This is a genomic window from Paenibacillus sp. FSL R7-0272 (assembly GCF_037969905.1).
GTDB lineage: Bacteria > Bacillota > Bacilli > Paenibacillales > Paenibacillaceae > Paenibacillus > Paenibacillus polysaccharolyticus.
In genome coordinates this window covers 5,484,247-5,502,942 of sequence record NZ_CP150221.1, presented here as the reverse complement: position 1 = coordinate 5,502,942, position 18,696 = coordinate 5,484,247, and the positions used below count along the sequence as shown (strand labels likewise).

The following is an 18,696-nucleotide window of genomic DNA, read 5'->3' as shown; positions in this document are numbered from 1 at the left end:
GTAGGCTCCCCTCCCTTTTTAAGGAAGGGAGGCCTATTCTGTTTCCCTGTATTCCGCTGGAGACACGCCAAAATGCGCCCGAAACACCCGGTGGAAATAGGAGTAGCTGGCAAAACCGCAGGACTCGGCAATATGCTCTAGTGTCATCTCGCTGTATTTCATACGCTCCAGTGCCGCATTCAGTCGGATTTCGATGGCATACTGAATCATGGTCTGATTGTAGTGTTCTTTGAATAAACGCACGGCCCGCGATAGACTCAGTCCGGCGTAACGGGCGGCTTCCTCCAATTTGAACGTGACTGTGGCATGTTCTTCGATAAAACGCTTCAGCTTAAGTGCAGAAGAAACAGCCCGGTCGGTCTGAATATTTTCCGTAATCGCCCGATCAATGTAAAGGCATAATCCCCGTAGCAGGGCGTCCTTCAGCTCCGTATTTTCCTCCAGCGGGCCGCGACGTTTCTCCAGTAACATGTTGCGCCACAGGCTGATCAATTTGTCATCCAGACCAATACGGCTTACTGTCGGACGTTGCTGGCGTTTCCACCACTTTTCAATCCAGTCGCCTTCACAGAAGAGATAGTAGTCCCCACTCGACAAACGCCCTTCCTTGTGTGGTTCATCTACGACGAGGCGATAATCGTCCCCTGGTTTTAATAAAAGCAAATCACCGCTGGTCATGCGGAATTCCTTTTCCTGTACATATACTTTGCATGAGCCTTCCGTCTGCAAGCGGAACAGATAGGTGGCTAGCTCGCCTTTCATATTATGGGTGAATGCCTTGTAGTGATAGGAGTAATCACAGATCAGTACGGATGTGTTCAAAGTTTCCACAGATGTACGTCCCCCAATCATTCGATCCTATTGAATCAACGGAATTATAGGACTGCCAGCATGCAGCCATAGAACTGAATTCACGGATTACATTAGGATGGAAATAAAATTTGATCAGATAGTTCATGTTTCGATTATATTGTATATGTTCATTTTAGCCTGTTTTGCGTTAGGATGATACCAGATAGAGCAATGTAAGCAAATTTGAGAGCAGAGGAGTATCTGTCATGAAAAAATTGAACATTGGTTTGCAACTTTTTACACTTCGTGATGAAACTGCAGCAGATTTTCGTGGTACACTGCGCAAAGTGGCCGCCCTTGGATACGAAGGGGTTGAATTTGCCGGATATGGCGACATTCCAGCAGAGGAAATGAAAGCGCTACTAGATGAGCTAGGTCTAAAAGGTTTCAGTAGCCACGTGTCCCTTCATGCGATGCGCGAAGACCTGCAAAAACAAATCGATTACCTGAAAACAATTGGTGCACAATATATGATCTGCCCTTATCTGATGCCGGAAGATCGCCCGGACAATGCAGAAGGCTGGACAAAGCTGTTTGAAGAATTGCAACAGTACGGAGCAGAAGCCGCAAAACAAGGTTTGATCTTTGGTTACCACAACCATGACTTTGAATTCCATGGCCAAGTTGGGGATGCAAATGCTTTTGATGCGATGTTCGCTCAAACGACTCCAGAAGCGGTACAAGTGGAAATGGACGTATGTTGGGTACAGTTTGCCGGACAAAATCCAATCGAGTATATTAATAAATATGCGGGCCGTTTGCCGCTGCTTCACTTGAAAGATTTCAGCAAAGACGAGCAGGGGCAGATGAAAACACTGGAGCTGGGACAAGGTGAAGTGGATCTGCCAGCTGTAATTGAAAGCGCAACAAATGCAGGGGTAGAGTGGCTGATCGTGGAACAGGACGTATGTCAGAACCCTCCGCTTGAGAGCGTTGAGAACAGCCACAACTGGCTGAAACAAAACTATCTGAACCAGTTCTAAGAGTTAAACGACTCAACGTAACATCTGACCGTGCAAAACATGAATCTAATTGTCAAAGGAGAATTTTGTACATGAGTAAAATTAAAGTTGCTGTATTCGGCTGTGGAGCCATCGCTCAGCGCAGACATATTCCAGAGTACGCTGCCAATGAGAACGTAGAACTTGTCGCATTTGCTGATCCGGTAGTGGAGCGTGCGCAGGAAATGGCTGAAATGTACGGCGGTAAAGCATATTCCAGTTATGAGGAATTGCTTGCAAACGAAACAACAGTGGAAGCGGTGAGCGTATGCACACCGAACTATCTGCATGCCCCAATGACGATTGCCGCTGCTAATGCGGGGAAGCATGTGCTGGTTGAGAAACCGATGGCGGTTTCCACTGAAGAAGGCGAGCAAATGATTGAGGCGGCTAAGAAAAACGGGGTATATCTGATGGTAGGTCACAACCAACGTCTGATGCCTCCTCACGTGAAAGCAAAAGAAATTTTGGATTCCGGCCGATTGGGCAAAGTGCTGACCTTCCGTACTGCTTTTGGTCACCCGGGTCCGGAAGGCTGGAGTTTAGATGGAGCAGGTAGCTGGTTTTTCCGCAAAGAAGAAGCTATTATGGGCGCGATGGGTGACCTTGGCGTACACAAATCCGACTTTATCCGTTATTTGCTGAACGACGAAGTATCCGAAGTAGCTGGTTTCATCAGCACGCTGCACAAAGAAGGTACGGATGTGGATGACAATGCGACATGTTTGCTGCGCATGAAGAGCGGCGCAATCGGCACACTCGTAGCCAGTTGGACACAATACAGAGGCGGAGACAACAGCACCGTGCTGTGGTGTGAGAACGGCGTAATGAAGATCGGTACAGTGGAAGGTGACGAGGTCATCGTTGAGTTGACCAACGGTACGGTTGAAACGTACAAAGTTGGCGCGATGGCTACCAATGAAAAACAAGTACCAAGCGGTGTGATCGATGCATTCGTAGAATCCATCGTAACCAAGACGCCTCCATCCATCTCGGGTGAAGAGGGCTTGCGTTCCCTGCAAGTCATTCTGGCTGCGTTTGAATCCGAGAAAACAGGTCAGATCGTTAAGCTGTAACAGACCTGATAGGTCGTAACAGGCTATAAAAGGTATTAATATTCATTCGTAGGAATTAGTGGGCATCTATAGGCATTAGTGGGCAATAATAGGCTATATTTAGGATAGGAATTGCTATTGGTTCGCAATCAATAAATTTAGAGGACATTCCCCAGCGCAGTGTGCTGGTGGATGTCCTTTTTATGTGAGTTATCGGGGGGAGGACAAGTGTTAAGCACATTACGCGAGGTGATTTCATATCCGCATAGGATACAGGCAGAATATAAATTTAATCGAAGGGACATTTTCCAGTAAACTATACTTGGGAATGTTTTTTTGCGAGTAATCTAGGGAGAAATCGTATGTGCAAACATCAGGATTGCGCTAACGATCTCAGATGAGCTTATTTGCATGATTTTGGCAGGCTGAAAAATGTAACGATCACCAGCGACGCTATTTCTCTAAAAATGCCTCTAAAAGGGCAAAATTGAGGGTGAAATGAGAAAATAGCGTTTCCTGTGATCGTTAGATTTGAGAATAGGCTAAAATCGGCAGAATAGCCTCATCTGAGATCGTTAGAAATCTAGCGCAAGTCTTTTGGCTGTAATCCTCGGCTCAAAGTGCCACAAATGAGGGGTTTACTGTGTATCCGTGAGTAATTATACTTTGCGACGGGTGCGGGTGCGGGTGCGGGTGCGGGTGCGGGTGCGGGTGCGGGTGCGGGTGCGGGTGCGGGTGCGGGTGCGGGTGCGGGTGCGGGTGCGGGTGCGGGTGCGGGTGCGGGTGCGGGTGCGGGTGCGGGTGCGGGTGCGGGTGCGGGTGCGGGTGCGGGTGCGGGTGCGAGGTGTAATGCCAAAAACAGCAGCTCCAGCTATTGTTCAACTTCGTAGAGCATGTTGTTTAACCGGCGTCTCTCCATTAGTTCAGTTGCACAGCTATCAAAAAAACGGGACAAGGCGGAAAATCCGTTACCTTGATCCCGTTTTAGCTTGATTTGTGGTTTATTTTAAGATTTGTTCTTTGCGTTTAGCAAGTTTAGAATTTCAGGACGTTATCTTCAGATGCCGGCTGGCTTAACCTCACTCGCCAGATCAATCCAGGCGATCTCTTCCGAAGTTAGCGTGATGCGGGAGCCTTCGTCACAGGAGAGCAACTCTGCCTGATTTTGTGCCCCAATCAATGCGCAGGTTGGGAAGGACTGATTCAATACATAGGCTAACGCAATCTGAATCGCCGTTGTATTCTTGGATGCAGCCAATTCCCCGGCACGACGCAGTCGTTCCCAGTTGCCATCACTGTAGAATACACGCACCAAGTCTGCATTGTCGCGTACCTCTGGTGTGAATCGACCAGTGAAGAAACCACGAGCCTGGGAAGACCAGGACAGGAGCGGCAGTTTTGTTTGCTCATGCCATGCGAGCGTTTCGGCATCCGCCGATACACAGCCTGCCCAGAATGGCTCGTTCGCTTTGGCGAGACTGAGGTTCGGGCTGCTGAACGTGAATCCTTTGAGACCATGGGAGGCGGCATAAGCGTTAGCTTCTTCTAACCGCTGCCAGGTCCAGTTGGAGGCGCCGATGGCGCCGATTTTGCCAGACTCGATATGTTCGTTTAGTGCCTCCAGAATGGCAGCCACAGGCATGTTAGGATCATCCCGATGCAGTGCGTACAGCTCGACATGTTCCGTCTGTAAACGCTCAAGGCTTTCAGTTAGGTCTTTGCGAATGGCATCCGCATTCACGCGAGGGCCGTTCTGGTCATGGTGTGCCCCTTTGGTGAGAATCACCATCTGGTCGCGATTGCCGCGTTCCTTCATATAACGTCCCAGTACCTCTTCGCTCTGTCCGCCGCAATAGATGTGCGCTGTATCTACCGTGTTGCCGCCGATCGCCAGAAACGCATCCAGGTTGGTTGCAGCTTTCTCATACGTATCATGAAAGAAATAGTCTGTTCCTTTGATTAGCCTTGAGACTTTTTTGCCAGCACCGGCGATTTCAATAAATTCCATAGATTAAACCGTCCTCTCTTATATAAAGTTCCTCACAACGTAATTCGTGTACGTTCTTCTGCCGAGCGCAGACAAGCTTCAAGGACTTTCATATTGGCTGCCGCATCGGAAGGGGCGAAACGAAGTTCTTTGCCCTGAAGTACAGCGCGAGCCATATCATCCCCTTGTAATGCATAATGATTGACCTGTTGCACCTCCACTTCACGACGTTCACCACCTGCCGTAACAAAGAAGTTTGAGGTGCTGTCTGTACGAGCAATATAAGCCGAAGGGACTTCAATAATACCCTCAGAGCCAAGTACCTCCAGCGTATTACGGAAGGCTGCCCACATACTGCTGTCAAACGTAACACCAACATGGTTATCGAATTCAAGCAGTCCGGAAGCCATCATATCCACCTGATCATGCTCTGGTGAGAACATACCGATAACAGTCACTGCCTTCGGCTCCTGTCCCAGCAGGAGGCGAGCCGCACTAATGGAATAACAGCCGATATCGTACAGCGCGCCGCCACCCCATTCTTTACGGAAACGCACGTTGCCGGACGAACCCGAATTGTTAAACGAAAACGTACTGTGGATGCCACGAATTTCACCAATCTCGCCGCTGGCAATAATCTCCCGAATCTGGTCATAACGCGGATGATGGCGGTACATAAACGCTTCAGCCAAATGCACGCCTGCATCTGCACAAGCTTCAACCATTTCAAGAGCTTCTTTTTCCGTGAGAGCGAGTGGTTTTTCGCATAAAATATGTTTGCCAGCCTGTGCTGCGCGAATCGTCCATTCCCGGTGCAGATGATTCGGAAGTGGAATGTAAACGGCATCAATTGAATCATCTTCTAAAATGGCCTCATAGCTTCCGTAAGCCTTTTCAATTCCAAGTTTATCAGCGGTTTGCTGTGCTTTATCGAGATCACGGCTGGCAATAGCGGTAACCTCGTTCAACTCCGATTGCTGCAAGCCAGGAATGACGGAACCTATTGCAATGTTGGCGCTGCCGAGAATGCCCCAGCGTAACTTTTGAACAGAATTCATAACTTGTTTCCTCCTGTATTTGAATGTATATTGTGATTATAAAGAATAGATGAATGAATTAAAATGATAATATATTGAATTGAATTAACACAATATTGCTTAATGGGGTGAACCAAACATGATGAGACAAACCGTATTGCTGACCCTGCAGGATATCCCCTATTTCTGTTACCCGGAGTCCGTTGGACATTATACGGATCATACCCAGCACGCTGTATTACGTGAGGCAGGGGTGCTTAATAATTTCAACATTCACTATGTTGCGGCAGGTAAAGGATATGTGGAGGCCGATGGGATAGTGCACGAGCTTCGGGCAGGTCAAGCGGTGCTCTATTTTCCGCATCAACGGCAACATTACTATAGTAGCGAAGATGAGCCGTGGGACGTACGCTGGGTACATTTTTACGGGGAACGGTTGCATGATTATATGCTGGAACGGGGATTGCACCGCAACCTTTTATGGACGCTGAGACAGCGTACTTCCTGGGAGGACGCTCATCTGGCGTTGCTTGAAGAGGTGGAACAGAACCGGATGCTTCGTCCAGCCCAGTTGTCCACGTTGACCTATGCTCTGCTGGCGGAATTTGTACAGCATGCGGTACCCCTCAAGAACACACGTACCACGAGCAAAACGGAGAGCCGAGTGCTGTCGTTATTGCCGCAGATGCAGCAGGAGGCTTGTGAGCCTTTTCTGTTACAAGACTGGGCAGATCGCGCAGGAGTGAGTACGTATTATTTTTGCAAAATGTTCAAGAATGCCGTAGAGATGACGCCAATGGAGTTTATCACACGTTCACGGCTACAGATGGCCAAGCAGTGGCTACTTGAACGCCCGTCGGCCAACATTGGGCAGATTGCCGAGGAAGCGGGATATCCTAATGCGAGTTATTTTAACCGTCAGTTTATGGCGCATGAGGGCATGACACCTACTGATTACCGTGGGCTTTACCATAAATAAAAAAGAAAAATGGATGAATCAAACCTTCAGCAAAGCCATCTACCTTGGGACTCTCATGTGGATTCGTTTGACAGGGCCTTCAATCAGGTCTATTATGGATAAATTAAATCCGTATATATGAGGTGTCCTCTCATGAAATATTCCAAAGCGACCAACTATGCGCTCCATACAATGTTATATCTGGTTAGCACTGCGCCTGAGCAACTGATTAGCGTGCATCAACTGGCTGAATTTCAGAAAGTCTCCCCAACGTACCTGTCCAAAATACTAACCAAACTGGTCAAAGCGGGCATGATCGAATCCACATCCGGTGCCAATGGCGGTTATCGACTTAGTCGCAAGAACCCTGATCCTTCTTTTCTGGAAATCATTCATGCCATCGAAGGCAAGGCTTCCTTGTTTGAATGCTCACAGAATCATAATGCAGCATGTTTGATCCAGCAGGTGATGGTTCAGGCGGAGGAAGAGATGGAAAGTTTCCTGCAACATAAAAAAATGTCTGAGCTCGCATCCCAGATGAGGGAAGCTCATTCGCTGTAGCATTTATCGCTCTAGTGTGGCTCATGTATGTTTCTATTCCAGTAAGATTGGGTAATGTTTCTAGATTTCTCACTTGGTGCGGCGTTGTGCCTGACAGAAGGGCAATGCTACAATAAGGAAGAGGAAGATACTATAAATACATACTTAATCACATCTTACACCTCTGGAGGGAAAACACATGAGCCAAACGACGACGATGACGGAACTGGAGCAACTGCTTGCACTCGAAAATATTAGAAATACCAAGGCGCGTTATTGCCGCTATATTGATACAAAAGCATGGGATGAACTCGGTGACGTGTTTGCTCCCGATGCCGTTGCCGATTTCAGTACGGAAGGCAATCCGATTCCGGTTTTGACTGGACGTGACACGATTGTACAGGTATTCCGTGACCTTGTAGACCCGGCGGTGACTGTGCATCACGTACATAGTGCGGAGGTGGAGTTTGTATCTGCCACTGAAGCGAAGGTTATTTCTCCGATGGAGGACTGGGTAACGTTTCCTGAAGGTAACGAGAACAAATCTTTCCACGGATTCGGGCATTATCACGAAACATTTGTCAAGATCGATGGACAGTGGCGCATTAAGCACACCAGCTTGAAACGTCTGCGCCTGGATCTGTTTGAATAACGAAATGTAAATATAATGAGATCGGAAAAGAACCTGAACAATTTCAGGTAAAACAAAGGAAGAAGCCGTTAATTTTATTGGCTTCTTCCTTTGTTTTATTGAAGTATTTTTAAATTAGTTAGAGGTTAATATTACGCCACCTTATCTTTCCGTGGTTGCATCCTCAGATAGATTTGCGAAAAGATAACCGATGCGAGGCCAACCGCGGTCATACCCCAGAAAATAAAGCTATACGCTGAAGATAGCTGCATGTTCTGCATCGCGGTCAGAGCAACCCCGGTTACAGCTACGCTGAATGCACCGCTGAAAAATTGACTGAGTTGGAACAGTCCCATGCCTGCGCCCACTTGATCCATGGACAGATTGCCCGACAATTCGTTGGATACGCTGGTCGTCAAGGAAGAGAAACCAACGCTGAGCAGCATGTACACAACCATGATGGCATAGATGCTTTGGTCTGCAAACAGAGCGAACAGCCCGGCAGCGGCCAGGAGCAGCCAAGGTGCAAACTTCAATAACAACGTATTGCCGTGACGATCAATCATACGCCCGATGCGGTTGGACAGTAGCATGGACACAAGCGCACCCGGGAAAATCACCAGTCCTGATTGTGCAGGTGTCAGTCCATAGAGATGTGCCAGAACCTGTGGCAACAGGAACAGCGTGGCGAAGTTATTAATATACGATACAATTCCCAGTGAGCTGAGGATCATATATTTTTTGTCTTTGAACAATGCGGGTTGCACAAACGGATCAGTTGCACGGCGAATGCGGAACCAGAACAGCAATAGTGCGCTTACCCCGATAATAAGTGTAATGACCTGACGAGAAGTCAGGAATAATAGAATCCCGGTTGTACCGATGGCAAGCAAGACCGCACCGAGCATGTCGAAGGAACCCTTTTGCGGCGTTTCTCGCGGTAACAGTTTATAAAAAACAGGTATTAAAAATAGCGCTAAACCGGTAACGATAAATAGATCATGCCATCCCAAAAACTGTGTAATGCTACCGCCAAGTACCGGACCGAGTCCCAGACCTAGCGAACTGGCGGACATGATGACGGCCATCGATTTACCCCGGCGGTCATTCGGAATGTAGCGTGTAATTAGCACAATCGCTAGTCCCGGAACGGATGCTGCACCTGCAGCCTGAACCAGACGCGCAATGAGCAGGACAATGAAATGGTCACTGAAAAAACCCAGAACAGAGGCGGCTCCAAGTAGCGTAAGCCCGGTTGTAAACAAGGTGCGTATCGGTACAAAATCGGACAAACGTGAGAATGTAATCGAGGAAATCGCAAATACGATGGAATAACCCGTAACAATCCAGGATGAAGCGACAGAGGTCAGCTTGAATTCGGCCGCAATTTTGGGCAGAGCCAGATTAAACATCATCGTGTTCATTACGACGAGCACAACGGTGAATCCAAGTAATGCCACAATTAATCCTTCTTGTATGCTAGTCCGTTCCATCGGAGTTGCCGTAGTCGTGTTGTTCATAAAAACCTCCTATCATGATGTGTATTTCGCAACATTTCAGAAACGGTGTGTAACATTTGCAAAATGGTGTATAATGTCAGCCCCTGTGTTTCACAACAAGGGATGCATGCGAAATGATATAAGTTCGATTGGTATCGAACATTAGAAATATATCATGGATGTATGTTAGAATACAATGCATAGTCTTAAAAAAAGGAGACTGCCGTATGAAAATTTTACATCATCCACAAGTGGCGGATATTGAGCTTTCCTCCGTGCTATATGCGCTCAGCGATCCAACCCGGCTGGGAATAGTAGCAGAAGCCGCTAGAAGCGGGGAACAGCCATGCAGTCATTTCCATGCTCGCGTTGTGAAATCGACGATGTCGCACCATATCCGTACCTTACGGGAGGCGGGGGTGATCCGAGTCCGAGTACAGGGAACACAGCATTTTATTACACTGCGGTCTGAGGATCTGGAAGAGCGATTCCCAGGGTTGCTACAACCTCTTCTCCAAGCTGCGGCGCAGACAAGTGCCGGTTCGTCCGAATGAATGTCCTTTCTTCCTTATGAAGAAGGGCATTTTTTATTTTTGGATAGAAGCATATGAATGACTCCATATTCACTTAATACAAGATTACTCCTGATGCGACATTCTATGTCGTCCCAATGCCTCTATACTGATGGTGAACAAAACACATAAACCCTATTGAAAAGAGGTTCACAATCATTGGCTAAAACGAAAAGAGGTCGCGTTCTGTGGAGTCTTCCGTCCAGAGGACGGGGAACATGTCCAATATGCAAGAGTACACGAATCAAATTGTTGTATACGCAAACGAAAACAGATGGTACGAGTCTGAAAGTGTGTAAAAAATGCTCCAAAGCTGTGCAGTCCAGAGTAGATCTGGCAGAGGTAAATGTGTAGAGCTGAAAGACAAATCACGTAAGGAAATGTAGACGGATACCCTGACATAGCCTGTTCTTCGGAACAGGCTATGTCCTTTTGATATAATACAGGAATAAACGTTGGAATGATTCAGGGGGTGAAATCGCTTGAGTAGCATGCATCGGATTCATTGGTTTGATGAACAGATTCGAAGCGGACGTTTTCCGAACAGCGGTGGTCTGGCACAACAATTCGAGATATCTCGGCGTCAGGCACAGCGTGATATTGAATATATGCTAAATACTCTCAGAGCCCCATTGGTGTATGTAGCCAAGTATCGAGGGTACTGTTACGAGGATCAGACCTTTCGTTTGCCGCATTTATATATGACGGATGAGGAACAAGGCGTTCTCAAATATCTGGCTCATCGATATCGGCATTATGACTATGAGCGTGCGGATACGGTGAAACGGGTGGCACACTTATTGGAACGTTTTACGATGGAGGAACACCTGCCCAAAGAGCAGTATCCGGTGTTTGCAGCACCTCCCAGGCACCTTCAATGGTTTAAATTGTTGTCCCATGCGATAGCGGATACACGAAAAGTGCATATCTATTACAAGGATCACGAGGGAGAGCATCAGATCACCTTCTGCCCAGTGAAGCTAACCGCTCAGTTTAATGCAGACTATGTAGTCGGTTACGAGACTGACCCGCTGCAACAGACACCGATTCGCCTGGAAAGCATCGTGCAGCTGACGCTGCTGGAGGAACGCTTTGAATGCAACCAGGATACATGGATGAGCACCTGGGGGGATGCATTGCCTGTTCGAAAACCGTTTGTGGCCGAGATTCGTTTCCGTGAGATGCAGCAATCGGAGCTGTGGCGAGGGTACCGGATTCGGGAGCAAAAGGGGCAGGTCTGTTTGATTGAATTTCACGATGCAGACGTATTTTTGCAACATCTGTACGCTGCGGAGTGGGAGGAACTACTCTCACCAGGATGGCTTAGACGCAAGCTGATGAAACGGGTAGAAGAAATGACAGAGCGGCTCAGCAAGGGACAGAAAGGGAGAGAACAGGATGGCTGAGAACATGCTGGAGCATCTGGTGATGAAGCGGGAGTCAAAGTCATTTGTGGACAGCCTACATGCGATTTTGCGGCATACAGGTCAATTCCAGGGTGAGAAGTATATGCTTGCAGGGTACACCGGCATGGCCTTTAAATTTTCCGTCCATAAGAGATTACTGCCGATGTCGGTAACGGCATACGGACAGTGGGGAGTGTCTCATCAAGGCGGTATCGACAATCTTGGCCTATTCACAATATATGGTGCAGGGCGAAGCCGACATCCGACATTTGCTTCGTATAAGCAAGACGCCGTGAATGGGGTCAGACGGAGTTTGGATGAAGGTAAAGGTGCGATCTACTGGATGCCCGAGTTTGGTGTCATTTCTGGATATGATGATGCAGATCGGGTCTTTTATGTGCAGGATGGCTGGAGCAAAGAGCCGCATATTTTGCTGTATGATAATTTCGGATTGAATTTCACCGGTTTCTGGTACTGTCAGATCTTTGGTGATCAGGTGCAACGTACAGAGCAGGAGATGGTGCTGGAATCTTTACGCCTGGCAATGGAGGATTGGGATATTCCGTACCGTTTGTTACCTGATCAAAATATAGCTTCTGGACGGCTTGCATATGATGTTTGGATAGAAGGACTTCGCTCTGGAGATTACGATGGTGCAGGAGCAGCTTACCTTCTGGATTCGTACTGCCAATCGCGTACCGAGATTCGAATGTATTTGCATGATGTTCGCGGCTTATGGACTGAACTGGAGCAGGCCTGGATGTGTTATAACCGGATTGCTGAGCTGATCCAGCAAATGAGAGCACTTCTGGTAAGGGAAGAAAACGGGCTTGTACTACGGGAGGATGCTAAGGAGCAACTAGCACAGTGGCTTGGACAGGCGAAGTTGCTCGAAGAGCAGGCGGTAGATTCTTTTCGTACCGTATCAGCGCAGTATGCCGATCGTAAACGATCTACGGTACCCCGCTGGGGCACACATTCCGCACGGTAGAACTGGGGAAGGGGATGTGCGAAGAAGAAAAGGAAGGCAGGATGGATGCAGGAATGGGGCTCAAAGCATGAAAAAAACGAGGTTATTGACCGATTTGGCTGATTTAATTCAGCGACCTCAGACCAATTCGGGTACCACGAACACGGACACACGGCGATACGGAGCAGGCACCTATGCAGATGCGTTATACCCTATTTTGTTACACAAAAAGTGGACACATCTTCCGCGATATATGATTGCAGGCATGACAGCAAGTCTTTTTCGTTTCGTGGTGGACCGTCGTCTGACGAAAGAATCCATCTCGGCATATAACTGGATGGCAGAAAATTTTGTTGCTGCCGATTTCATCGGAGTGACAGCGAGTCAGGCTGCCGGGTTTTCCTTTGAACCGACGTTTCCGCTCTATCAGAAGCATGCATTACTGAATATCAAAAATTCGATCGACCGGGGAACCGGGGCGGTGTTATGGCATGATCAATTTGTGGTGGCTGTCGGATACGATGATGACGAGGAAGTCCTATTTTTCTGCACAGGAGATGAGTCTGAGATTCGTCGTTTACCCTATACGTTAGTCGGCCGGAATAACTCGCCCTATTGGTATTATCAAGTGTTGGAAGCTCAACAGTCCATCGATATGTGGGAAGTGTGCAAGGAGTCGTTAATACAGGCCATATACAAATGGGAAACGCATGACTATATGCTGCCAGCGCAAGATTACGCTTGCGGTTCTGCCGCATACACCGCGGTTGCGGATGTGCTGCAGTCCGGAAACTATGAGAGCAATCAGGCGGCAGCGGTGCTTCGCTATTATGCTTATACAAGAGGGGACATCGCCTCATATGTCAGAGCGCTTGAACATTTATCGCCGCATATGGATCAAGTCATTGTAAAATATACACAGCTCGCTGATCTCCATGCATCTATTGTTGAAGTACTGGATGATTCCGCGGCATGGGATGCAAGGGAACCGGAAAGTGTACAGCAAGTTATTGAACTGATTCGAAACGCAGGGGGTACGGAACAGGCTGCCATTGATGCAATTAAACATGCTTTTCCTGAAACGATCAACAATCGCTTCTCGGATATTGGGCTCAGATAACAATGCGACACTTTAACATCGAATAAGCTGTACATCTAGACATGTTAGACACCAGAAAGGCGATAAGCCAATCTGGTGTCTTTTTTGCATATCATTCGAGTTTCGAACTCAATAAGGATAAACGCTGCTTTTAGAAAAATAATATATAAAATTTGAAATAAAGGTAATCTGAATCCTGCTTCATTCCGAATATTATAATATATGGTCTTATTTGGATGATGAATTCAAGGAATGAATGGGGGCAGAACGATGGTACGGAACCCGGAAACCCTTCAGGAATGTATCGAAAACGCAAGGCAGAGACTTTACCAGATGGCAAACCAATATACGAGTCTGCAACATCCAGAAGTCATTCGTCAGTCGATGGTGCTGGATGAATTAATTAATGAATATAACGATGCTAAACGCTTCATTTCACATACGAACCATCGTAGCTAGGGTCAAGTGTACGAACGGCTGACTGAACCTCCGAAACAAGTCGTTCGCGTTCTTCGTAAAGCGGGTACTCTTCTTTGTCAAACTGAAAGTGAATCGTTCGGACATCGCCTTCAGAGAATGTTATTTTTTGTGACTCTAATTCAATGAAAAATGAGTCATCAAACCTAAATCCGTCTCGATCCCGGTAGCAGTACATATAGTCAATATCCTTTTCTTCAAGCACTAACACACCTTGTTCCGTCAACTTCATCATTGGATCCTCCTTCATAAGTGTGGTATGCAATATCTATTTACATTATATAGCGTCTGTTAAAATTTGGGGATACCTATATCATACATGACCTGAATATTTTATAACCTGAATGATTTCTGTTTTACTTAGTTCTAGGAGTTTAGTCTTCAAGTAATCGTACGAAAGTCTGACAAGGAAACAACCCATTTCACAAATACACCGAAACGACGTTGCTGACATCTCATTTCGGTGTTTTTTTTGTGCTTCCTCCGAAGTTTCACGTCAGAGAAGAAACTCTTAATTAGGATCAAGTGAGGGACAACCGTGCGTAAGACTTATTGTTGCGAGTATGACCGAGCGTGTAAAATATAGGTGGAATGCGAACGTTAATGCTTATTTTTATCATTCAATGTACAGACTGCTCAGGCAGTTTGAGATAGAAGCCGTCGTGGTGTTGGAACAAGAGTACATACAACATGTTTTTCGGAAAGGCAGGAGATAGAATGACAGCAGTAGTGGAACAAGCTTTGGAAGAGATGATTCAGGCTATTCATGAATGGTTTGATGAGCAAACGGCACGTAAGGATTTAGAGCAGACGATCCAAAGAACGAAACTGCAGATGGGCATATTTGATGATATTTTTGTTTTGTACAAGCCGGGAAGAACGATCGTGGATAGCCTGGATATGGGATGGGATGAAGGTTCACTATCGACGCAGACGATCCGGTTTACAGAAGAACTGGTACGCACCGAGATACAGCCGCGGCTGGTCGAGGTGGTTCAGGAGAAGTTAGCCGAATGGGCAGATACACCGCTGATTGATTACCGGTTTACGTTTAGAGGAAAGTTTCCTACAAGCAACGGGATGCTGAAGCTGACGTTGCTGGAATACATCAATGAAGAGAAAAGACAGAAGCTGCTCGAACGGATTCGGACGTATACGGATCAAAAACTGGAGAATGGTGTATACCCGACCAAGCCGCTCGAAACGACTTTTTTGGCAAAACATCTGCTCGATCCCGTGTTGTTTCCATCGATGGATGCAACATGGATCATTAGACAATATGAACAGATTCAAACGTTAAATCGGGAGCGAAAGGATGCTCTCGCCGAGCACCGTCATACGATCATTTATGCCTTGACGCTATGGGCGGAGAAGCAGTTTTTACCACAGTATTTCGACGTACAGATTTCAGAATATTGTGAAAATGAATACTCGTTGAAGCCAGATCAGAAGCTGGACGGGCAGGTTAAGAGTTCACACTCTATAGATCTGCTACTCTATGCAGCGGTGATGATTTTGCGTTTCGAACCTAGCTACAGCAAGCCAAGAGGGCTTAGGTTTCTGGAACTGGCCAAGCAGCTCGGTAGTGAGCAGGCAGATCGGATGTTGACTGAGGGCAGCGGTACATATAAGCCGGAAGATACTTATGTTAAGACGGAGCAGGTGGAATGCCAGGCCAATGATGTTTTTGCGAGGATAGCGATTCAAATACATCAGGAAGAACCAGGAGCATATCAACAGGCGATAGCCTTTATTATTCGTTTGCTGGAGCAGGGATTCCCCAAGAGTTATCACATCAAACTGAAATCCAAAGTAAAACAGTATCTGCCAATCAAAGGACTTGCCAAATCGGATACACACCGATTCTTTGCGAATGCTCTAGAATATCCTGAGCTGCGTTCACTTCTGGAACAATACGCACGAGCAGCCATCCAGGAATTTGAGTTTTATGCAGATACAGAAGGGGAGAAGAGTGGGATGCCGGGAAGTTATGCCGCCTTTGGGCTTGGACTTACGAGCGAGCAGTATTTTCCTCTGATTTACGAATATATGGCGCAGGTCGATGACGAACATCAGATGATTCAGGACAAATTTATTGCTGCCTTTGCCGATAAGTATGGTGTGACAGCAGACTCAGTATCGGTTCTCGTTCAGAGTTTGCGCCGTTCAACGGACGGATTGAAACTCAAATTGTTGCCGGAGTTCGAGCAGGACGAGAAGCTTGAGTGGTTGCTGGAACAGGTTCAGGAGTTGGAATCATATGAAGTTCAGCGAGTGCTCTACCCGATTTTTGGCAAGGTAGAGAAACTGGCTGCACTGGCCCGTAAGGCGGAGGGCAAACGAAAAGAATTGTTACTGAGGCTGTCGCATGCCGCAGGCAAATAAACGAGCTGTCACCAATTCAAATAAACGGGCCTGGTGACTCATTAACTAAAGTATTAGACGCCAAAAGTTGCAGTGAGAGGTGGATGGAGATGGAAGCTTTAACGAGAAGCGTCTGGCAGGGGCTTTCTGAACAGGACAAGCAGGAATGGATGCAACGTATTGCGCTTCAGTTGCCTGAAGGGATGCAGTATGAGGGATTGCAGACGTTTGAGCGATATGGACAGCGGACTCAGACCGGAGTGTTTACACAGGATGAACAGCGATTCGTATTTGTTCCAGGTGATCAGGTAACATTAGGCTGGGAAAAGTGGCATCACGGAATGGATAAGGAAACGACTGCTGATCTGCACGAAACTGCAAGCAGTTACGGGATTGAGGACGTACAATCGTTTCTGGCAGGCCAGATGTCACCTGTGAGAGAGGTCAATATTGGCCCGATGCTTGTGGAGTGTGAGACCATCTCCCTGGGGTGGATTGAGGTAACCGAGGAAGAAGCATTTGCTCAGGAGCATGATGATTTTCCTAAAGCCTTAGCCGAATTCAAGGAATCGGGGCTGAATGAATATGAACTTCATCTGGAATTCAAACTGATTCAAGACCAAGGAGAGGTTCGAATTCTCTGGTTTAATGAAGGAATCGAACTGGAGGACATTGTAAAGGAAGAAACAGCGGCGGGATTCAGTTTGTTGACGGAAGACGAGTGGGAGTATATCTATGGTGGAGGTTGTCGCACGTTATTTCCTTGGGGAGACAGCTTTGACTATACGATGAGATTAAGACATCTGGGGAAGCCGGAGAGTCCGGTTCAGTCTGAGCAGGCGTCGGCTGATACAGAAACAGATGGAGAACATCATCACCCTTATGATCTGGAGTTGCCGAACTTCTTCGGTGTACAGTTTGCCGGAGATCCATATAAGTACGAGCTTACACTGGGTGCAGATGGAGAAGTGATGCCAAAAGGCGGAGATGGCGGGGCTCTGATCTGTGGAGGAACCGGGCCATTACTTAGTTTCCTGCCTGCTGCTTCAGTATTTTTCCGGGACGTGAATGTGGATGAGCTGGATTGGGAGGAATTGATGGATGCGTTGTATTACAGAAGAGTGATCCGAGTAACAGATATGAAGATGGACTAAAGCAAAAAAATAGGGGGACAGCATATTTGCTGTGCCTTTTATATTTATAATTGGGTATATATAATCAGGCCTGACTGCTTAACTTCAGGAATGGGGGCACATTGAGCAGCGCTCGCGTTCCTTTTACAATAAAAGAATGAGTGCTTTTTAAGGGTATTCATTTTTGAAAAGGGGAATACACGTGTCATTTTATACATCCTTTCAGTGTAACGGTTCGGAGACGCTCTTTCTATTTGAAATCATGAATATACCAGAGGCAAAACAGCTTCGGGCAGAATCGCATGCTGCTGCAGGCCGGGGAGAGGCTGCACCTTCGTACACGCAGATTCTCAAAGGCCTGGTACAGGATCATGTAATAAACATTAGCGATCAGGAAATTACGTTAGAACCTCAGGTACATACGCTGCTTACGGCTTGCAAACTGAGCAGTGCGGTGACTCGTCTGGAGTTATTCAACACGGATCAGGGCAGATCCGTAACGTATGGTTTTTTATCAAGTAATCTGTTGGTCGAATGGATCTGGAAGCCTATGCATCATCAGTCCGTATTCACTTCATATCCCTCCTTACAGGATATGTTTAAAGTTCTCGGTAACCGACTGGATATGAATGATACTCCGCCAGAAGCTGTTCCTGATCTGGGACAAGAGAGTATGCGCACGTCCATCGGGGCCGACACATTGCGCCGCTTGTTTGAATTGGAGATAAGTCCAGCGGGACATGGTGATGAACAAGCGGAGATAAGCGAAAGAACCGAAGATGCTAAAGAAACCGAAGCAACCGATAAAATGCAGGTCATATTGGAAGAAGATAAACATCTGGATCAGGGCTGGGTGCAGCCCTTGTGCTGCAGTTTTGCTGCTCTAGAGCAGCAGGGCCGATTTGAAGTATATACCCGGGGTACAGATGAGAGATCACAAGTCATTTATTTTATCGGCAGTACGAGTGGAAACTGGCTCTTTCTTGAAGGGGAGACAGAGGATGTGTTTACTGCATTCATCGTAACTGAGGAAGAGCTGGTACAGAGTCTCTTTCTGCTGACAACACGTTCCATATCCGTTCTTCCCTATGTGCGCTGAACGGGAGGAACATTAC

General features: G+C 47.1%; 19 protein-coding genes. 14 read left to right on the top strand and 5 right to left on the bottom strand.

All coding sequences use genetic code 11. From position 1 onward, the window contains the following. Window positions 1-33: 33 nt before the first annotated feature. On the bottom strand, window positions 34-822 hold the full coding sequence (locus tag MKY23_RS24360) for an AraC family transcriptional regulator (protein ID WP_339839678.1): 789 nt from the start codon (window positions 820-822) through the stop codon (window positions 34-36). Between the two features lie 236 nt (window positions 823-1,058). On the opposite strand from MKY23_RS24360, the gene MKY23_RS24355 reads away from it, so the two are divergent. Beyond that, window positions 1,059-1,835: a sugar phosphate isomerase/epimerase gene (locus MKY23_RS24355; RefSeq protein ID WP_145334688.1), complete on the top strand. Its 777-nt coding sequence runs from the start codon at window positions 1,059-1,061 to the stop codon at window positions 1,833-1,835. 71 nt (window positions 1,836-1,906) lie between these two features. After that, window positions 1,907-2,929 carry a Gfo/Idh/MocA family oxidoreductase gene (locus tag MKY23_RS24350; protein ID WP_090924332.1) on the top strand — a complete coding sequence of 341 codons (1,023 nt, stop codon included), beginning with the start codon at window positions 1,907-1,909 and terminating at the stop codon, window positions 2,927-2,929. A 1,036-nt stretch (window positions 2,930-3,965) separates the two neighbouring features. Here the strand turns inward: MKY23_RS24350 and MKY23_RS24345 are convergent. Then, window positions 3,966-4,916: an aldo/keto reductase gene (locus tag MKY23_RS24345; protein ID WP_339832811.1), complete on the bottom strand. Its 951-nt coding sequence runs from the start codon at window positions 4,914-4,916 to the stop codon at window positions 3,966-3,968. 32 nt (window positions 4,917-4,948) lie between these two features. Then, window positions 4,949-5,953, bottom strand: a complete 1,005-nt coding sequence (locus tag MKY23_RS24340) for a Gfo/Idh/MocA family oxidoreductase (protein ID WP_090924329.1) — start codon at window positions 5,951-5,953, stop codon at window positions 4,949-4,951. Window positions 5,954-6,071: 118 nt separating this feature from the next. Between MKY23_RS24340 and MKY23_RS24335 the strand changes: the two genes are divergently transcribed. The 3 genes from MKY23_RS24335 to MKY23_RS24325 all read left to right on the top strand — a co-directional run bounded on the left by MKY23_RS24335 (window position 6,072) and on the right by MKY23_RS24325 (window position 8,082). After that, entirely contained in the window at window positions 6,072-6,911 is an 840-nt protein-coding gene (locus MKY23_RS24335; protein WP_090924328.1) for a helix-turn-helix transcriptional regulator, read from the top strand. Window positions 6,912-7,043: 132 nt separating this feature from the next. Beyond that, window positions 7,044-7,451: an Rrf2 family transcriptional regulator gene (locus tag MKY23_RS24330; protein WP_090924327.1), complete on the top strand. Its 408-nt coding sequence runs from the start codon at window positions 7,044-7,046 to the stop codon at window positions 7,449-7,451. Between the two features lie 178 nt (window positions 7,452-7,629). Next, window positions 7,630-8,082 (top strand): nuclear transport factor 2 family protein, encoded by a 453-nt coding sequence (locus tag MKY23_RS24325; protein WP_090924326.1) that lies wholly within the window; start codon window positions 7,630-7,632, stop codon window positions 8,080-8,082. A 131-nt stretch (window positions 8,083-8,213) separates the two neighbouring features. Here the strand turns inward: MKY23_RS24325 and MKY23_RS24320 are convergent, their stop codons facing one another. After that, the gene (locus MKY23_RS24320) at window positions 8,214-9,581 is read right to left on the bottom strand and encodes an MFS transporter (protein ID WP_339832807.1); all 1,368 of its coding nucleotides are present in this window, start codon (window positions 9,579-9,581) and stop codon (window positions 8,214-8,216) included. Between the two features lie 206 nt (window positions 9,582-9,787). Here MKY23_RS24320 and MKY23_RS24315 point away from each other — a divergent pair, with 206 nt between their 5' ends. From MKY23_RS24315 to MKY23_RS24290, 6 genes are all read left to right on the top strand, one after another. Further along, window positions 9,788-10,114: a helix-turn-helix transcriptional regulator gene (locus MKY23_RS24315; protein ID WP_154891801.1), complete on the top strand. Its 327-nt coding sequence runs from the start codon at window positions 9,788-9,790 to the stop codon at window positions 10,112-10,114. Window positions 10,115-10,291: 177 nt separating this feature from the next. After that, a complete protein-coding gene (locus MKY23_RS24310) occupies window positions 10,292-10,486 on the top strand; it encodes a hypothetical protein (RefSeq protein WP_090924323.1) in 195 nt (64 codons plus the stop codon). Between the two features lie 137 nt (window positions 10,487-10,623). Beyond that, complete coding sequence (locus MKY23_RS24305; protein ID WP_339839675.1) at window positions 10,624-11,538, top strand: WYL domain-containing protein; 915 nt, start codon at window positions 10,624-10,626, stop codon at window positions 11,536-11,538. After that, complete coding sequence (locus tag MKY23_RS24300) at window positions 11,531-12,529, top strand: hypothetical protein (protein WP_339832803.1); 999 nt, start codon at window positions 11,531-11,533, stop codon at window positions 12,527-12,529. The genes MKY23_RS24305 and MKY23_RS24300 overlap by 8 nt, the downstream gene beginning before the upstream one ends. A 67-nt stretch (window positions 12,530-12,596) precedes the next feature. Continuing rightward, complete coding sequence (locus MKY23_RS24295; protein ID WP_090924320.1) at window positions 12,597-13,628, top strand: hypothetical protein; 1,032 nt, start codon at window positions 12,597-12,599, stop codon at window positions 13,626-13,628. 249 nt (window positions 13,629-13,877) lie between these two features. After that, window positions 13,878-14,066 carry an aspartyl-phosphate phosphatase Spo0E family protein gene (locus MKY23_RS24290; RefSeq protein WP_090924319.1) on the top strand — a complete coding sequence of 63 codons (189 nt, stop codon included), beginning with the start codon at window positions 13,878-13,880 and terminating at the stop codon, window positions 14,064-14,066. Here the strand turns inward: MKY23_RS24290 and MKY23_RS24285 are convergent. Then, window positions 14,038-14,319, bottom strand: coding sequence for a hypothetical protein (locus tag MKY23_RS24285; RefSeq protein WP_139168944.1), 282 nt, complete (start codon window positions 14,317-14,319; stop codon window positions 14,038-14,040). The two genes, MKY23_RS24290 and MKY23_RS24285, sit on opposite strands and share 29 nt — an antisense overlap. 482 nt (window positions 14,320-14,801) lie before the next feature. Between MKY23_RS24285 and MKY23_RS24280 the strand changes: the two genes are divergently transcribed. The 3 genes from MKY23_RS24280 to MKY23_RS24270 all read left to right on the top strand — a co-directional run bounded on the left by MKY23_RS24280 (window position 14,802) and on the right by MKY23_RS24270 (window position 18,680). After that, complete coding sequence (locus tag MKY23_RS24280) at window positions 14,802-16,469, top strand: DUF6138 family protein (protein WP_339832798.1); 1,668 nt, start codon at window positions 14,802-14,804, stop codon at window positions 16,467-16,469. Window positions 16,470-16,558: 89 nt separating this feature from the next. Then, window positions 16,559-17,602, top strand: a complete 1,044-nt coding sequence (locus MKY23_RS24275; protein WP_339832796.1) for a hypothetical protein — start codon at window positions 16,559-16,561, stop codon at window positions 17,600-17,602. A gap of 241 nt (window positions 17,603-17,843) precedes the next feature. After that, window positions 17,844-18,680: a hypothetical protein gene (locus MKY23_RS24270; protein ID WP_339832794.1), complete on the top strand. Its 837-nt coding sequence runs from the start codon at window positions 17,844-17,846 to the stop codon at window positions 18,678-18,680. The last annotated feature ends 16 nt before the right edge of the window (window positions 18,681-18,696 follow it).

Coding starts and splice junctions, on each gene's coding strand:
- MKY23_RS24270 (WP_339832794.1), top strand. CDS start 17,844: ATGAATATACCAGAGGCAAAACAGCTTCGGGCAGAATCGCATGCTGCT.
- MKY23_RS24350 (WP_090924332.1), top strand. CDS start 1,907: ATGAGTAAAATTAAAGTTGCTGTATTCGGCTGTGGAGCCATCGCTCAG.
- MKY23_RS24315 (WP_154891801.1), top strand. CDS start 9,788: ATGAAAATTTTACATCATCCACAAGTGGCGGATATTGAGCTTTCCTCC.
- MKY23_RS24325 (WP_090924326.1), top strand. CDS start 7,630: ATGAGCCAAACGACGACGATGACGGAACTGGAGCAACTGCTTGCACTC.
- MKY23_RS24335 (WP_090924328.1), top strand. CDS start 6,072: ATGATGAGACAAACCGTATTGCTGACCCTGCAGGATATCCCCTATTTC.
- MKY23_RS24305 (WP_339839675.1), top strand. CDS start 10,624: ATGCATCGGATTCATTGGTTTGATGAACAGATTCGAAGCGGACGTTTT.
- MKY23_RS24320 (WP_339832807.1), bottom strand. CDS start 9,581: ATGAACAACACGACTACGGCAACTCCGATGGAACGGACTAGCATACAA.
- MKY23_RS24285 (WP_139168944.1), bottom strand. CDS start 14,319: ATGATGAAGTTGACGGAACAAGGTGTGTTAGTGCTTGAAGAAAAGGAT.
- MKY23_RS24300 (WP_339832803.1), top strand. CDS start 11,531: ATGGCTGAGAACATGCTGGAGCATCTGGTGATGAAGCGGGAGTCAAAG.
- MKY23_RS24280 (WP_339832798.1), top strand. CDS start 14,802: ATGACAGCAGTAGTGGAACAAGCTTTGGAAGAGATGATTCAGGCTATT.
- MKY23_RS24345 (WP_339832811.1), bottom strand. CDS start 4,916: ATGGAATTTATTGAAATCGCCGGTGCTGGCAAAAAAGTCTCAAGGCTA.
- MKY23_RS24290 (WP_090924319.1), top strand. CDS start 13,878: ATGGTACGGAACCCGGAAACCCTTCAGGAATGTATCGAAAACGCAAGG.
- MKY23_RS24355 (WP_145334688.1), top strand. CDS start 1,059: ATGAAAAAATTGAACATTGGTTTGCAACTTTTTACACTTCGTGATGAA.
- MKY23_RS24275 (WP_339832796.1), top strand. CDS start 16,559: ATGGAAGCTTTAACGAGAAGCGTCTGGCAGGGGCTTTCTGAACAGGAC.
- MKY23_RS24340 (WP_090924329.1), bottom strand. CDS start 5,953: ATGAATTCTGTTCAAAAGTTACGCTGGGGCATTCTCGGCAGCGCCAAC.
- MKY23_RS24330 (WP_090924327.1), top strand. CDS start 7,044: ATGAAATATTCCAAAGCGACCAACTATGCGCTCCATACAATGTTATAT.
- MKY23_RS24295 (WP_090924320.1), top strand. CDS start 12,597: ATGAAAAAAACGAGGTTATTGACCGATTTGGCTGATTTAATTCAGCGA.